This window comes from Streptomyces sp. NBC_01803 (assembly GCF_035917415.1).
Taxonomy (GTDB): domain Bacteria; phylum Actinomycetota; class Actinomycetes; order Streptomycetales; family Streptomycetaceae; genus Streptomyces.
Window position 1 is genome coordinate 4,470,844 of record NZ_CP109073.1, and the last position, 13,783, is coordinate 4,484,626.

The 13,783-nt window shown below is 73.6% G+C and carries 15 protein-coding genes; 14 read left to right on the forward strand and 1 reads right to left on the reverse strand.

The window, feature by feature from the left end; all coding sequences use genetic code 11:
* Window positions 1-88 precede the first annotated feature (88 nt).
* From OIE51_RS20290 to OIE51_RS20330, 9 genes are all read left to right on the forward strand, one after another.
* Window positions 89-829: a sirohydrochlorin chelatase gene (locus OIE51_RS20290; protein ID WP_326599166.1), complete on the forward strand. Its 741-nt coding sequence runs from the start codon at window positions 89-91 to the stop codon at window positions 827-829.
* 41 nt (window positions 830-870) lie between these two features.
* Window positions 871-2,127 (forward strand): deoxyguanosinetriphosphate triphosphohydrolase, encoded by a 1,257-nt coding sequence (locus OIE51_RS20295; protein WP_326599167.1) that lies wholly within the window; start codon window positions 871-873, stop codon window positions 2,125-2,127.
* A 113-nt stretch (window positions 2,128-2,240) separates the two neighbouring features.
* On the forward strand, window positions 2,241-3,479 hold the full coding sequence (locus OIE51_RS20300) for an NAD(P)/FAD-dependent oxidoreductase (RefSeq protein ID WP_326599168.1): 1,239 nt from the start codon (window positions 2,241-2,243) through the stop codon (window positions 3,477-3,479).
* A 130-nt stretch (window positions 3,480-3,609) separates the two neighbouring features.
* Complete coding sequence (locus OIE51_RS20305) at window positions 3,610-4,587, forward strand: Acg family FMN-binding oxidoreductase (RefSeq protein WP_326599169.1); 978 nt, start codon at window positions 3,610-3,612, stop codon at window positions 4,585-4,587.
* Between the two features lie 9 nt (window positions 4,588-4,596).
* Entirely contained in the window at window positions 4,597-5,133 is a 537-nt protein-coding gene (locus OIE51_RS20310) for a GNAT family N-acetyltransferase (protein WP_326599170.1), read from the forward strand.
* A 56-nt stretch (window positions 5,134-5,189) separates the two neighbouring features.
* On the forward strand, window positions 5,190-5,537 hold the full coding sequence (locus OIE51_RS20315) for a thiamine pyrophosphate-dependent enzyme (protein ID WP_326599171.1): 348 nt from the start codon (window positions 5,190-5,192) through the stop codon (window positions 5,535-5,537).
* A 261-nt stretch (window positions 5,538-5,798) separates the two neighbouring features.
* Window positions 5,799-7,178, forward strand: coding sequence for a hypothetical protein (locus OIE51_RS20320; RefSeq protein WP_326599172.1), 1,380 nt, complete (start codon window positions 5,799-5,801; stop codon window positions 7,176-7,178).
* 75 nt (window positions 7,179-7,253) lie between these two features.
* Window positions 7,254-9,179 carry a DNA primase gene (gene dnaG / locus OIE51_RS20325; RefSeq protein ID WP_326599173.1) on the forward strand — a complete coding sequence of 642 codons (1,926 nt, stop codon included), beginning with the start codon at window positions 7,254-7,256 and terminating at the stop codon, window positions 9,177-9,179.
* Window positions 9,180-9,434: 255 nt separating this feature from the next.
* A complete protein-coding gene (locus OIE51_RS20330) occupies window positions 9,435-10,457 on the forward strand; it encodes an RNA polymerase sigma factor (protein ID WP_442812066.1) in 1,023 nt (340 codons plus the stop codon).
* Here the strand turns inward: OIE51_RS20330 and OIE51_RS20335 are convergent.
* Complete coding sequence (locus OIE51_RS20335) at window positions 10,454-11,236, reverse strand: DUF6177 family protein (protein WP_326600717.1); 783 nt, start codon at window positions 11,234-11,236, stop codon at window positions 10,454-10,456. The two genes, OIE51_RS20330 and OIE51_RS20335, sit on opposite strands and share 4 nt — an antisense overlap.
* Here OIE51_RS20335 and OIE51_RS20340 point away from each other — a divergent pair.
* From OIE51_RS20340 to OIE51_RS20360, 5 genes are all read left to right on the forward strand, one after another.
* On the forward strand, window positions 11,215-11,487 hold the full coding sequence (locus OIE51_RS20340; protein ID WP_326599174.1) for a scabin-related ADP-ribosyltransferase: 273 nt from the start codon (window positions 11,215-11,217) through the stop codon (window positions 11,485-11,487). The genes OIE51_RS20335 and OIE51_RS20340 overlap by 22 nt on opposite strands.
* A complete protein-coding gene (locus OIE51_RS20345) occupies window positions 11,484-11,909 on the forward strand; it encodes a hypothetical protein (RefSeq protein ID WP_326599175.1) in 426 nt (141 codons plus the stop codon). The genes OIE51_RS20340 and OIE51_RS20345 overlap by 4 nt, the downstream gene beginning before the upstream one ends.
* 74 nt (window positions 11,910-11,983) lie before the next feature.
* On the forward strand, window positions 11,984-12,463 hold the full coding sequence (locus OIE51_RS20350; protein ID WP_326599176.1) for a type VII secretion system-associated protein: 480 nt from the start codon (window positions 11,984-11,986) through the stop codon (window positions 12,461-12,463).
* Between the two features lie 250 nt (window positions 12,464-12,713).
* On the forward strand, window positions 12,714-13,445 hold the full coding sequence (locus OIE51_RS20355) for an endonuclease V (protein ID WP_442812067.1): 732 nt from the start codon (window positions 12,714-12,716) through the stop codon (window positions 13,443-13,445).
* Entirely contained in the window at window positions 13,435-13,773 is a 339-nt protein-coding gene (locus tag OIE51_RS20360) for a hypothetical protein (protein ID WP_326599177.1), read from the forward strand. The genes OIE51_RS20355 and OIE51_RS20360 overlap by 11 nt, the downstream gene beginning before the upstream one ends.
* Window positions 13,774-13,783: the final 10 nt, after the last annotated feature.

Genomic DNA, 13,783 nt, shown 5'->3' on the forward strand with positions numbered 1-13,783 from the left:
ACGTCACGGCACCCGTGGTGAGGAACGGTGCGGCCATTGGTGACACCTCGGCAACACGACCGCAACGCGGCGGGCGCAGGCTGACGGCATGAGCGCTGCCAGTACCACGCCGACCCTGGTCGCCGTGGCCCACGGTTCCCCGGACCCGCGGGCCCGGCAGTCCGTCCTCACGCTGATCCGGCTCCTGCGCGCCCTGCGCCCGGGGCTGCGCGTCGAGCTGGGCCATCTGGAGACCGACGAGCCGCTGCTGGCCGACACCCTGGCCCGGCTGCGCGGCGGCGCCGTGCTGGTGCCGCTCCTCTTCAGCCGCGGCTTCCACGTCAAGCACGACATCCCCTCCGTCCTGGCCGGCGCCGGGCACCTGAACGCCGTGACGGCCGGCTGCCTCGGCCCGCACCCGCTCCTGGCCGAGGCGCTGCACAGCCGGCTGGTCGAGGCCGGCTACCGGCGCGGCCGGGCCGTCGTCCTGGCCGCCGCCGGATCGCTCGACCCGGAGTCGGCGGCCGGGACCGAGTACACCGCGAGCATGCTCTCCGCGCGGCTCGGCGGCGTCCCGGTGCTGCCCGCCTACGCCTCCGCCGCGCGCCCGACGGTGCCCGAGGCGATCGCGGAGCTCCGCGGCCGGGGCCACCGGGAGATAGCCGTCGCCTCGTGCTTCACCGCCCCCGGGCTGTTCGCCACCCGCTGCGCCGAGGCCGCGCCCGGCGTGGTGGCCGCCCCGCTCGGCAGCCACCCGGCGCTGGCCCGGCTGCTGCTGCACCGCTACGACCAGGCCCGGGGCGTGCGCTCCGAGCCCTATCCACGCGCGGTCCTGGCCGCCAGCGCCTGAGCGTCCGCCCGGCGTTCACCGCCGGCGGTTACGGTCGGGGTATGCACGCCGCCGGCTACGACGCATCCGCCGCAGAACGCTTCGACCCCGAGCCCGACAAGCGGCCCGGCCGGACCGCCTTCGCCCGCGACCGGGCCCGGGTGCAGCACTCCGCCGCCCTGCGCCGACTGGCGGGCAAGACGCAGGTCGTCACCCCCGACGCGCCCGGCGCGGACGTCGCGCCCCGGACCCGGCTGACCCACTCCCTGGAGTGCGCCCAGGTCGGCCGCGACCTCGGCGCCGCCTTCGGTTGCGCCCCCGACATCGTGGAGGCCGCCTGCCTCGCGCACGACCTCGGCCACCCCCCGTTCGGCCACAACGGTGAACGGGTCCTGGACCGGATCGCCGCGCCCTGCGGCGGCTTCGAGGCCAACGCCCAGTCCCTGCGGCTGCTCACCCGCCTGGAGCCCAAGCGCTTCGCGGCGGGCGGCCGTTCCGTCGGGCTCAACCTCACCCGCGCCACCCTGGACGCCGCCACCAAGTACCCCTGGCCGCGCGGCGGGCACCCCACCGACCCGGCCTCCGCCAAGTCCGGGGTGTACGAGGACGATCTGCCCGTCTTCGACTGGCTGCGCCGTGACGCCCCGCCCGCCACCCGCTGCTTCGAGGCCCAGGTCATGGACTGGTCCGACGACGTGGCCTACTCCGTGCACGACCTGGAGGACGGCCTGCGCGCCGGCCACCTCGACCCGCGCCTGCTGCGCGCCGGACCCGAGCGGGCCGAGGTCTTCGGCGTCGCCGCCAAGCGTTACGCCCCGCCGGGCACCGCCCACGAGGAGCTGGCCGGGGCCCTCGACCGGCTGCTGGGCCAGGAGTGGTGGCCGGACGGCTACGACGGCGGCGCACCGGCCCAGGCCCGCTTGAAGGACGCCACCAGCCAGCTCATCGGCCGCTTCTGCCTGGCCGCCGAGCGCGCCACCCGCGACCGGTTCGGCCCCGGGCCGCTGCGCCGGTACGCCGCCGCGCTGGTCGTGCCGCGCGCCACCCGGCTGGAGTGCGACGTGCTCAAGGCGGTGGCCGACGTGCACGTCATGCAGCGCCCCGAGCAGGAGCGCCTGCGCGTCCGGCAGCGGGCCCTGCTCGCCGAGCTGGGCGACGCGCTGCTGGCCCGCGCGCCGGACGGGCTCGACCCGCAGTACCGGGCGCTGTTCGCCGCCGCCGGTGGCGACGCGGAGCGGCTCCGGGTCGTGGTCGACCAGATCGCGGCACTCACGGACTCCTCCGCCCGTTCCCTGCACGCCCGGCTCGTCGGCGCCTGACCCCGGCGCGCCCGGGATGACCTGCCCTCTTCCGGCCAAGCCCGCTGTCGGGCAGGCTCGTCGCACGGGAACAGCGACGGCACGGGAACGGCTGAGCGACCGGAGGGTCACAAGTGGGCGAAGCACACGACACGTTCGTCATCATCGGTGGAGGACTGGCCGGGGCGAAGGCGGCGCAGACGCTGCGGGAAGAGGGGTTCGCCGGCCGGGTCATCCTCATCGGGGACGAACACGAACAGCCCTACGAGCGACCGCCGTTGTCCAAGGGCTACCTCACCGGCCAGGCCGAGCGCGACAGTCTGTTCGTGCACGAGCCGGCCTGGTACACGCTGCACGGCGTCGAGCTCCACCTCGGCCAGCCGGCCGTCTCCATCGACCGGGAGGCCCGCGAGGTCAGGCTCGGTGACGGCACCCGCCTGCCGTACGACGCGCTGCTGCTGGCCACCGGCGCCGAGCCGCGCCGCCTCGGCGTGCCCGGTACCGACCTCGCCGGGGTGCACCACCTGCGGCGGCTGTCCCACTCCGACCACCTGCGGGGCGTGCTGACCAGCCGCGCGGGCGGCGACGAGCCGCTGGTCATCGCGGGCGCCGGGTGGATCGGTCTGGAGGTCGCCGCCGCCGCCCGCACGCTGGGCACCGAGGTGGTGGTGATCGAGCCGGAGGCGACGCCGCTGCACGCGGTGCTCGGCCCGGAGCTGGGCGGCGTCTTCGCCGGCCTGCACCGCGAGCACGGCGTCACGTTCCACTTCGGCACCCGGCTGGCCGCCATCACCGGCCGGGACGGCATGGTCGCGGGCGTGGTCACCGAGGACGGCCGGGAGCTGCCGGCCAGGGCCGTGCTCGCCGCCGTCGGCGCCGGGCCGCGCACCGCGCTGGCCCAGTCCGCCGGGCTCGCCCTGGCCGACGGCGGCGGCATCGCCGTCGACGCCGCGCTGCGCACCAGTGATCCGCGGATCTTCGCGGCCGGGGACGTGGCCGCCGTCGCGGGCCGCCGCGTGGAGCACTGGGCCAACGCGCTCAACTCGGGCCCGGCCGCCGCCCGCGCCATGCTGGGCCGGGAGGTGACCTACGACCGGGTGCCGTACTTCTTCTCCGATCAGTACGACGCGGGCCTGGAGTACTCCGGATGGGCGCCGCCGGGCTCCTACGACCGCGTGGTCTTCCGGGGCGATGTCGCCAAGTGGACGTTCATCGCCTTCTGGCTGCGCGAGAACCGGGTGCTCGCCGGGCTGAACATGAACGTCTGGGACGTCACGGACCCCATCCAGCGGCTGATCGGCGACGGCCGTCCGGTCGACCCGGCCGCGCTGGCCGATCCGGAGGTGCCGCTGGCCGCGCTGCTCGACGGCTGAGGCACCCGCCGCCCGGCCGGGCCACGCGCGGCCGGGCACGCGCGGCGGCCGGATCGCCGGTCGCGCGCCGCCGGATCGTCCGGCATGGTGAGGGGAACGGCGGCGGGGGTATGCGCGGAAGGACAGCAAGGTGCGGGTCGAGACCCCCAGTACGCGGACCGTGACCGCGCTGGCCGAGGCCGCCTCGGCGGCCCCCTCGCTGCACAACGCGCAGCCGTGGCGGTTCCACTATCTGCGCGGCGCCGCCACGTTCCAGGTGCGGGCCTCCCTGGACCGCACCCTGCCGCACTCCGACCCGCACGGCCGCTTCCTGCACATGGGCTGCGGTGCCGCGCTGCTCAACCTGCGCGTCGCCGCCGCCCACGCCGGGTGGCGGCCGGACACCACCCTGCTGCCCGATCCCTATGACGCCCGGCTGCTGGCCACCGTCGGGTTGGTGCCGGCCGGCGACGACCCGGAGGTCGCCGCGCTGGCCGGGCTGTATCCGGCGATCGGCCGCCGCCGCAGCAGCCGGCTGCCGTTCGACGAGGAGCGGGTGCCCGACCAGGTGCGGTCCGCGCTGCGCGAGGCCGCCGAGCGGGAGGGCGCGCAGCTCCACTTCCCCTCCGCCTGGCACCTCACCACCGTGCTGGAGATGGTGCAGGACACGGAGGGCCGCGACCTGGCCGTTCCGGGGCGGGTCGAGGAGCTGGCCCAGTGGGCGCCGACGGAGGGGGGTCCGCCGGCCCGGGACTTCGCCGGCCGGCTCGCCCCCGGCGACCACCCGCCCGCCACCGACCCCGGGCCGCCCCCGCAGCTCGCGCTGCTCGGCACGGCAGAGGACCGTCCCACCGACTGGGTGCGGGCCGGACAGGCGATGCAGCGCGCGCTGCTGGAGGCGACCCGGCACGGCCTGTCCACCGGGATCGGCGCCGTCGCCATGGGGTGGGCCGACCTGCGCTGGACGGACCGCGACCCGCTGTCCGAGATGGGCCAGGTGCACGCCGTCCTGCGCATCGGCTACGGTCCGCCGGTCGCGGCGCCCCCGCGCCGGCCGGTCTCCGAGGTGCTGCGGATCGAGGACGGCCCCGAGAACCGCCCCGAGAGCCGGCCCGAAGGGCTCACCTAGGGTGGCGGTATGGCCGTTCGTACCGCTGTCGTACCCCTGCCCGAGATACGCGACCTGCGCTGGTCGGTCCTGCGCCCCGGTCTTCCGCGCGAGACCGCCGAGTTCGCCGAGGACGGGCGGCCGGGGACGCTGCACCTGGCCGCGTACGAGGACGATGGCCCCGAGGTGCTCGCCTGCCTCACGCTCTTCCCCGACCCGCTCCCGGCCGGGCTCCGGTCGGCGGACGAGACCCGGTCGGGGGGCGAGGCCCGGTCCGGGGGCGGGGAGCGCGTGGCCTACCGCTTCCGGGGCATGGCCTCCGCCCCCGCCGTCCGGGGCAAGGGCTACGGCGCGGCCGTCCTGGCCGGGGCCGCGCGGCAGGCGGCGGAGCGGGGTGCGGGAGTGCTGTGGTGCAACGGCCGGACCGTGGCCCGCGGCTTCTACGAGCGGCACGGTTTCGCCGTCGTGGGCGGGGAATTCGTGATCGAGGGCGTCGGGCCGCACGTCGTCTTCGTCGGCGATGTGGACACAATCGGCTCCATCACCGACAGCGGTGAGATTCCTTAGGTGTCGTCTCCGAGAGAGGGTGCGTGAGCGATGGCCGAGCGGACCGCGGCGGAGCAGTGCGTCGAGACCCCGGCGCGCAGCGGGGTGCGGCGGCTGAACGGAGTGGTCGGGGACGGTTCCGCCCCCCGGACCTCGCCGCGATGGCCCGCGCCGCCGGGGCGCACGGCATCCGGGTGGAGAAGTCGAAGGAGCCGCGCGGCGCGCCGCGCGCGGCGTTCCGGCACCGGGGACCGGCTCTCGTGGACATCGTCACCGACCCCAACGTCCTGTCCGTCCGGCCGAAGATCAAGGCCGAGATGGTGACCGGCTTCGCGCTGTCGGCGAGCGGGATGGTGCTGGAGGGCGGCGTCGGACGGATGACGCGGATGGCGCGCTCCAACCCCCGGAACATCCCACGCCCATGACCCGGCTCGTGCCCGAATTCCGTGGGAGATAGGGAGACGTGACGACGGTTCTCTGGTTCGCTGGTTCCCTGACGGCGCGTCGGGAGGGGTTCGAGGACATGCCGCACCGTCGCGAAGAGCACCTCAACATCCTTGGGAAGGGGGCCCGTTGACGTTCAACGCGCGGAGACCCGCGACCGGTGGCGCGCGGAGACCCACGACCGGCGGCCACCGGGGAGCCGCCGCCCGCCGCGGCCCGGGCCCGCGCGGAGGGATCTGACCATGCCGGACGGTGGCGTCATACCGCGGATCGTCTTCACTCGCCGCCCCGCCGGGGCCGACCCCGGCGTGATACCGGCGATGATGCTGGGCGTCCGGCACGTCCCGCTCCCCACCGGGGACGTCCGCGACCTGCTGAAGGCGGCGACCGGCCTCCCCGAGGGTGCCGGGCCGCAGCTCCTGGCGGCGGCCAACGCCCGCGCGGCCGAGGACCCCGTCGCGGCCAACGCCGAAGTCGCCCACGGCGTCCGGGAGTTCCTGCAACAGCACATCCTGCCTCTGCCGCCGGACCGGCGCCAAGCACGCCTGACCACCGCCGCCGAGATCTCCCCGGACAGCCACCTCTACGTCCACGTCGCCTGCGGGCCGCCCGGCGCCGTTCGCTCGGCCCCCGACCACCGGACCGGGCGGACTGTCGTCGGCGCCATCGGCGGCGGCTCGGTGGAGCTGCCGCTGGCCCCGCAGTACCGGCGGGTCCTGGCCCGCCCGGACGCCGGCGGCGCCATGGAGTTCCTGGCCCGCCTGCTGCGCATCAAGGCCGGCGATGTCCTCGCGTACAACGCCCGGCGCTACCGGGACGACGAGCCGTACGACGGGCTCGTCCAGCTCGGCGCCCACGGCATCGCGGAGATCGCCGCCCATACCGTCCACGCGGGGTGGTGGGGCACGGCCCACGTCTGGCGGGTCGCCACCACGCCGTTCCACGCGGCGGCGGCCGGGGCGATCGGATGCTTCATCGACAGCTCACCGCTGCCCGGCGCGACCCGCCGCCTCCCCACCGAGGCCCAGGGCAGATTCCTCGTGCTCACCGGCTTCGGCGGGCCGCCCGGCGCCGAACCGGCCGCCGTCGGCTGCGTCATCCACCCGGCCCTGGCGCGCGCCTGCGGGACGCTGGACGCGATCGCCGAGGAGGCGCCGCCCGCCGAGGTCGTGGCCCGCCAGCACCAAGGGCCGCTCTACCACGCCGCCGCCGCGCGGATGCCGCGCGCCGCCCGGCTCAACGAGGGCGCCGCCCGGCTGCTCCACGGCGTGACCGGCGGCCTGCTCGCCCAGGGGCGCGCCGGGGGGGAGCCGGTCAGCCCGTTCGACCGTCCGGGAGCCCCGGCCGTCGCCTATGAGCTGCCGTCCCCCGACCAGGCCGCCGGGCTGGCCGCCCTGCCGCCGGAGCGGATCGAGAACGCCTTGGTGGACGCCTCACCCGTCCCGATGCCGACCGAACCACCGGGCCTGCTGACCCCGACCGACCCCCTGGACCCGTCCCTGACCCGGCAGATCGTGCTCGCCGACCGCTGGGTCCCCGCGGTACTCACCGGCCGGATACCGTCACCTCCGCCACCTCCGCCACCTCCGCCACCCCTGGCCGGACGACCGCCGGGGAGATAGGGGGTGATGGTGGGCTTATCGCCCCAATCCGGACCGCCCGTCGGTCCTGTCCGAGCCGAGCCGTAGACTTCAGCCGTGGCGGGCAGGATCAACGACGAGGACGTGAAGACAGTCCGGGACGCGGTCCCGATCGACTCCGTCGTGTCCGAGTATCTCCAGCTCCGCGGCGCCGGCGGGGGGAATCTCAAGGGCCTGTGCCCCTTCCACGACGAGAAGTCCCCCTCGTTCCAAGTCAGTCCGAGCAAGGGCCTCTTCCACTGCTTCGGCTGCCAGGAAGGCGGGGACACGCTCGCCTTCGTCATGAAGATGGAGCACCTGTCGTTCTCCGAGGCCGTCGAACGGCTGGCGGCCCAGGCCGGGATCACGCTCCGGTACGAGCAGGGCGGATACAGCCCGGGGCGACAGCAGGGGGAGCGGACGCGGCTGGTCGAGGCGCACAAGGTCGCCGCGCGGTTCTACGCCGAGCAGCTCGCCTCGCCGGAGGCCGAGATCGGGCGCCGGTTTCTCGGTGAGCGCGGCTTCGACCAGGCGGCGGCGGAGCACTTCGTCGTGGGGTACGCGCCGGCCGGGTGGGACCACCTCGTGCGCTTTCTGCGCGGGCGCGGCTTCACCGACCGCGAGTTGCTGACGTCGGGCATCGCGCAGGACGGGCGGCGCGGGCCGATCGACCGGTTCCGGGGGCGGCTGATCTGGCCGATCCACGACATCACGGGCGAGGTCGTCGGCTTCGGCGCGCGCAAGCTCCGCGACGACGACAACGGGCCCAAGTACCTGAACACCCCCGAGACGCCGATCTACCGCAAGTCCCAGGTGCTGTACGGCATCGACCTCGCCAAGCGCGACATCGCCAAGACGAACCGGGCGGTGGTGGTCGAGGGGTACACGGACGTCATGGCCTGCCACCTCGCCGGGGTCACCACGGCCATCGCCACCTGCGGCACGGCCTTCGGCGGCGAGCACGTCAAGATCCTTCGGCGGCTGTTGATGGACAGCTCCAGCTCGCACAGCGCCGGCGAGGTCGTGTTCACCTTCGACGGCGACGCCGCCGGACAGAAGGCGGCGCTGCGGGCGTTCGAGGACGACCAGAAGTTCGCCGCCAGGACCTCGATCGCCGTCTCGCCCGGCGGCATGGACCCGTGCGAGCTGCGGATCGCCGAGGGCGACGAGGCCGTGCGGAATCTGATCGAGGCGCGGTCGCCGCTCTTCGAGTTCGCCATCCGGTCGATCGTCCGGCAGCACAATCTGGACACGGCGGAGGGACGTTCCGCCGCGCTCGACTTCGCGGCGCCCATCGTCGCGCAGATCAAGGACAGCGCGATCCAGCACGAGTACGCCGTCCGGCTCGCCGGGCTCGTCGGCATCCCCGACGAGGGGTTCGTCGTGCGCCGCATCGGCCAGCTCGCCCGGTGGGGGCGGGAGCGGCAGCGCCCGGCGCCGCCGCCCGCCGCTCGGTCCGCGACCGCCGCGCGGCCCGCGGCCCCCACCGCCGTGCGCTCCGGCCCCGCGCTGAACCATCGCAGTCCGGCCGCGCTGGCCGAGCGGGAGCTGCTCAAGCTCGCCCTCCAGTATCCGGAGCTGGTCTCGCCCGCGTTCGACGCCTACGGCGAGGACGAGTTCACCGTGCCGCCGTACACGGTCGCGCGCCGCGCCATCGCCGAGGCGGGCGGCGCGGCGGGGGCCGACGACGGCTATCTGGAGCGGGTCCGCGAGGCGGCGCCGGACGACTCGGTGCGCGTGCTGATCACCGAGCTGGCCGTCGAGCCGCTGAACCTGCCGCGTCGCAGACAGCGCGAAGTGGACCTGTACGCGGGGCAGTTCCTCGTGAAGGTGCGGCTGGCCGCCGTCGAGCGGCGGATCGGCCAGCTCGAATCCACCGCGCTCCGCGCGGAGGCCCAGGGCGACAACGCCCAGGCGGCGGCCGACGCGCGCCAGGAGGTGTGGGCGCTGGGGCAGTACCGGACGGCCCTGAAGGAGCGCGGCGTCGCCGCCCTCTACGGCTGACCGGCCCGGCCGCGCGCCGACAGCTATGGCCGCGCGACAAGCACGTCGACGCCGACAAGCATGTCGCGCCAACCAGGATGTCGCGCCAACAGGCATGAAACTGCTGGGAGTTGGGTAACGAGGCGCGTTCGTCGCGTCCGTCCCAAAAAGTGTTCGCACGCATCTCGTGGCCGGTGCGCGCTGTCGGCCACACTGGGGTTCAACGCCGCTTCCCCTCCTCTCCTTTTCCCTCCTCCCTTTCCCGCCTGCCGCGAAATTCCTGGAGGCTTCCCCGTGCAGACCCCGACCCTCCCCAGCTCCCCTCCGGCCGCGCCTCGTTCCTCCACCGGCGCCCGGCCCAGGGTGACCCCGCGGCCGGAGGGCAACGGCGCGTCCAGCGACCTCTTCCGGCAGTACCTGCGCGAGATCGGCCGCATTCCGCTGCTCACCGCGGCCGACGAGGTGGAGCTGTCGCGCAGGATCGAGGCCGGTCTGTTCGCCGAGGAGCGGCTGCTGACCGGCACGGACCTCGACGACCGGCTCGTGCTGGACCTCGACCGGCTCGTCGTGCGCGGCCGGGTGGCCAAGCGGCAGCTCATCGAGGCGAATCTGCGGCTGGTCGTCTCGGTGGCCAAGCGGTACATCGGGCGCGGCCTGACCATGCTGGACCTGGTCCAGGAGGGCAACCTCGGGCTCATCCGGGCCGTCGAGAAGTTCGACTACACCCGCGGCTTCAAGTTCTCGACGTATGCCACCTGGTGGATCAGACAGGCGATGTCACGCGCGATAGCGGACCAGGCGCGCACGATCCGGGTGCCGGTGCACGTGGTGGAGTTGATCAACCGGGTGATCCGCGTTCAGCGCCGCGTTCTCCAGGAGCGCGGCTACGAGCCGTCGTCCGAGGAGATCGCCGTCCTGCTCGGCATCACCTCGGCCCGGGTGAGCGAGATCCTGCGGCTGGCCCAGGACCCGGTCTCCCTCCAGACGCCGATCGGTGACGAGGACGACGTCAACCTCGGCGACCTGATCGAGGACGCCGACATCCCCTCCCCGGCCGAGTCCGCCGCGTTCCTGCTCCTGCGCGAGCAGCTCGAATGCGTCCTGTCCACGCTGGCCGATCGCGAACGGCGCGTGGTGGAGTTGCGGTACGGCCTGGTCGATGGCCGTCCCCGCACGCTGGAGGAGATCGGCCGCCTCTTCGGCGTCACACGCGAGCGCATTCGCCAGATAGAGCACAAGACCCTCGGCAAACTGCGCGACCACACCTACGCCGAGCAGCTCCGCGGCTACCTGGACTAGCGCCTGCCGGCCCCTCGTTGGGCCCGGGCGGGACGGTCGAGGGCGTGCAGGTGGGTCATCAGACGCTGGAAGCCGACCCAGCCCGCGTCGGCGAGCGGGTAGAACAGGCCGGGCCGGGACGCCGGGCCCAGGGGAGCGGGGCGCGTGGCGAGCGGGGCGCGGCGGGCGTTGTCCAGGCCGATCGAGCGGACATCCTCGGCGCCGACCACGAACGCGACCGGCTCGGGGGCCGCTTCGAGCCAGGCCGGAACGGTCAGGTCGGCCCGGGCCCGCCGCAGTTGCGCCAGCAGCGACACCAGCCCGTGCCGTGTCACCAACTCCTCGGCCAGATCCGGCAGTGCGGCCACCGGCCCGTCCAACGCGGGCTCCGCCCCGGCCGGCCGCCCCAGGGCGAGGGTGACGTCCTCCTCCACACCGCCCGTGGTGCGCGTCACCCGCAGCGTCGCGATCGCCGGGCGGTCCGGCCGCCCCACGGCGACGAGCCAGGTCGGGTCGGGCGCGCGGTCGCGGGCCAACGCGGTCAACTCCTCGCGCGACCACGGGATACTGGCGGGCTCGGCGGTACCCCACCCGGCGGGCGGAGCGCCGGTCAGCCGCTGCCAGACCGCCTCCAGCGCGCCGCCGAGCAGGAGTTCGCGCTCGGCCGGGTGCCGGGTGACGAAAGTGAGCAGCAGTTGCTGGTCGGCCGTGCCTTCCGCCCGCGCCGTCGCCCCGGCGAACGCCGACGCCGGGGCCCCGTCGCCGACCGGCGTGATACGTGAGCGACAATGACCCTTCAGCGTTCGTCAGCACATCGCGACGCGAGGACATCGGCGAGGACTTCGGCGGCAAGTACACGTACGAGCTCGACGTGCCAGGCGGCATCGATGTCAACCAGTCCATCGGCCCCCATTCATTGGAATACGAGATGGAGATCGCCTTCCCGGGGGGAATCCGTTCGGAGTTCATAAGAGGCGCTCGTCCCTACGACTACGCCACGGGTGAACTGGGCGAACTCATCCCCAATCCCCATTACCGACCCCGGGAATGACTGTGCCCACTCAACGCGAGACGCTCTACGACAAGCAGATCTCTCTGGTCGGACCTATGGATATCGTGGGGGCACATCTGGTTTCGAGCTCATCCGAGCGCGAGTATCTCGTGCGCATCTCGTATGACGCACATGCCGTGGAGCACACCGCGTGGAACCTCTTCGATGCCCTGGTCCAGGTCCGCAGAGATCTGGAACGTGAAAGCTTGCGCCCGGCCGTCGAAGGCGCTTGCCGGAACGTCTACCCCAGCCGCATGGCTCGGGAGATGGGGGGTGGCCGGCGGGCGTACAAATGGTCGGGCGGCGGGCGGCCCGCCACCGTCGACATCTTCGACGAGGTGCCGGCGAAGGAGCACGACAGGCTGGTATACCCTGAGGAGCAGCTTGCCTGGTTCCAGGAATGGCGGAGTCGTTCGAGATGAGTGAGTCCCATAGGCCGGTCCCACCCGTAACCGATGCCCTGCGCGCCGAAGCGGCCAAGCGGCCCGGTGGATGGGTGTACTCGATCGACCCCTACTTCGATCCCGGTGAGGCCGTGCCCTCATTCGGCATCGTCGGCGCATGGCGGGTCGACACCAGCGGCCAACTCTCGGACGAGTTCCGTCACAATCCCCATTATCGCCCTTCGCCGCGAAGTGCCAGTTTGCCGGAGGCCACCGATTCTGTCGATGAAGCCCTCCAGTTGGCTGCCACCGGTTACGGCACTGACGCCCAACTCCGGAACGTTCTGCTGAGCTCATCCGTATATCTCGTTCCGGGTGAAGGGGCCGGAGTAGTGGCATACTCCGATGACCGGGGTGATTTCTTCCCCGTCTACACGGCTCCCCGGCACGCACCCGAGCGTTCCCCGAGCCTGATCCGCGTGGCATTCCTTGAATTGCTGACCGAGATTCCGTCTCAGGCCAGTGTCTACATTAATCCGGGGAGCAGGCTTTCCGTCCGCATCCCGGCCGCCGACTTGCGGTCATCGGTGTGAGGGATGACGCGGTTGATGGAACACAGGCGCAGCGAGAATCACATGAACGCCTTCGATGACCGAGGATCTGCGGCCGACCGCGGCCCGTGGGCCGGACCACTACGCCCGTACCACCGAGCGGCCCGTTCGCTACGCCCGGGTGGCCCGCGAGGACGGCGGTGTGCTCGGATTCGTGTGGTTCACGGACGCCGACGACGCCGCCGGGTACGTGCCGCGCGTGGCTGACGGGGACGAGGCGTACAACGCCGGGATCCAGTCCCGCTCGGTATGGCCACGGACGGTGAATGTGCCCGCCACCGAAGAGGAGGCGTTCGTCGTGCAGGAGGAAGTGCGGGCGGCGGCGGATCCGGTCGGGGTTGGGCCTGGGGTGGGGGAGGTGGGGACCGTGGTCGGGGTGGATGTGACCTATGAGGAGGGCACCGACCGGCACGTCGCCGCCGCCGTCGTGCTCGACGCCGGGTCGTTGGAGGTGGTGGAGGAGGTCACCGTCGCCGGGCGGGGCGCGTTTCCGTATGTGCCGGGGTTGCTCGCCTTCCGGGAGGTGCCGTCCGTGCTCGCCGCGCTGGAGAAGCTGCGGACCGCGCCGGACCTCATCGTCTGTGACGGGTACGGCATCGCCCACCCGCGCCGGGCCGGACTCGCGGTGCATCTCGGGGTGGTGACCGGGGTGCCGTGCTTCGGGGTGGCCAAGTCGCCCTTCGCGTTCGAGTACCAGGAGCCCGGGCCCGAGCGCGGCGCCATGGCGCCGCTCACCGACGACGACGGCGATGTCGTCGGGCGGGCCGTGCGGACGCGGGCTGGGGTCAAGCCGGTGTTCGTCTCCGTCGGCAGCGGCATCGGGCTCGACAACGCCTGCGCGCACACTCTCCGCCTCACGCCCCGCTACCGGCTGCCGGAGACGACGCGCCGAGCCGATCACCTCAGCCGCCAGGTGCTGCGGGAGGCCGGAGCGGTCCGGCACAATGCGGCACATGGTCACTGAGGAGCACTACGCGCACACCACCGAGCGGCCCGTCCGCTATGTCCAGGTGGCGAACGAGGACGGCGTGCTCGGCTATCTCTGGATCTCGGACGCCGACGACGCCGCCGGATACCGGCCGCGGGAGGGCGGCGGGGACGACGCCTACCACGCCGGGGTCTCCTGGGCGCGGCATCTGCGGGTGTGCAAGGCGCGCGGGCTCACCCCGTCGCAGGCGCTCATCGAGCTGACCGTGCACGCGGGTGGCGGGCGCTTCGGGCATGTCGTGCCGGGCTCCGAGACCGACGCGCCCAGCCTGGCGGCACTGCGGGAGCAGGCCGCCAGGGCCTAGCGGGCGGGCG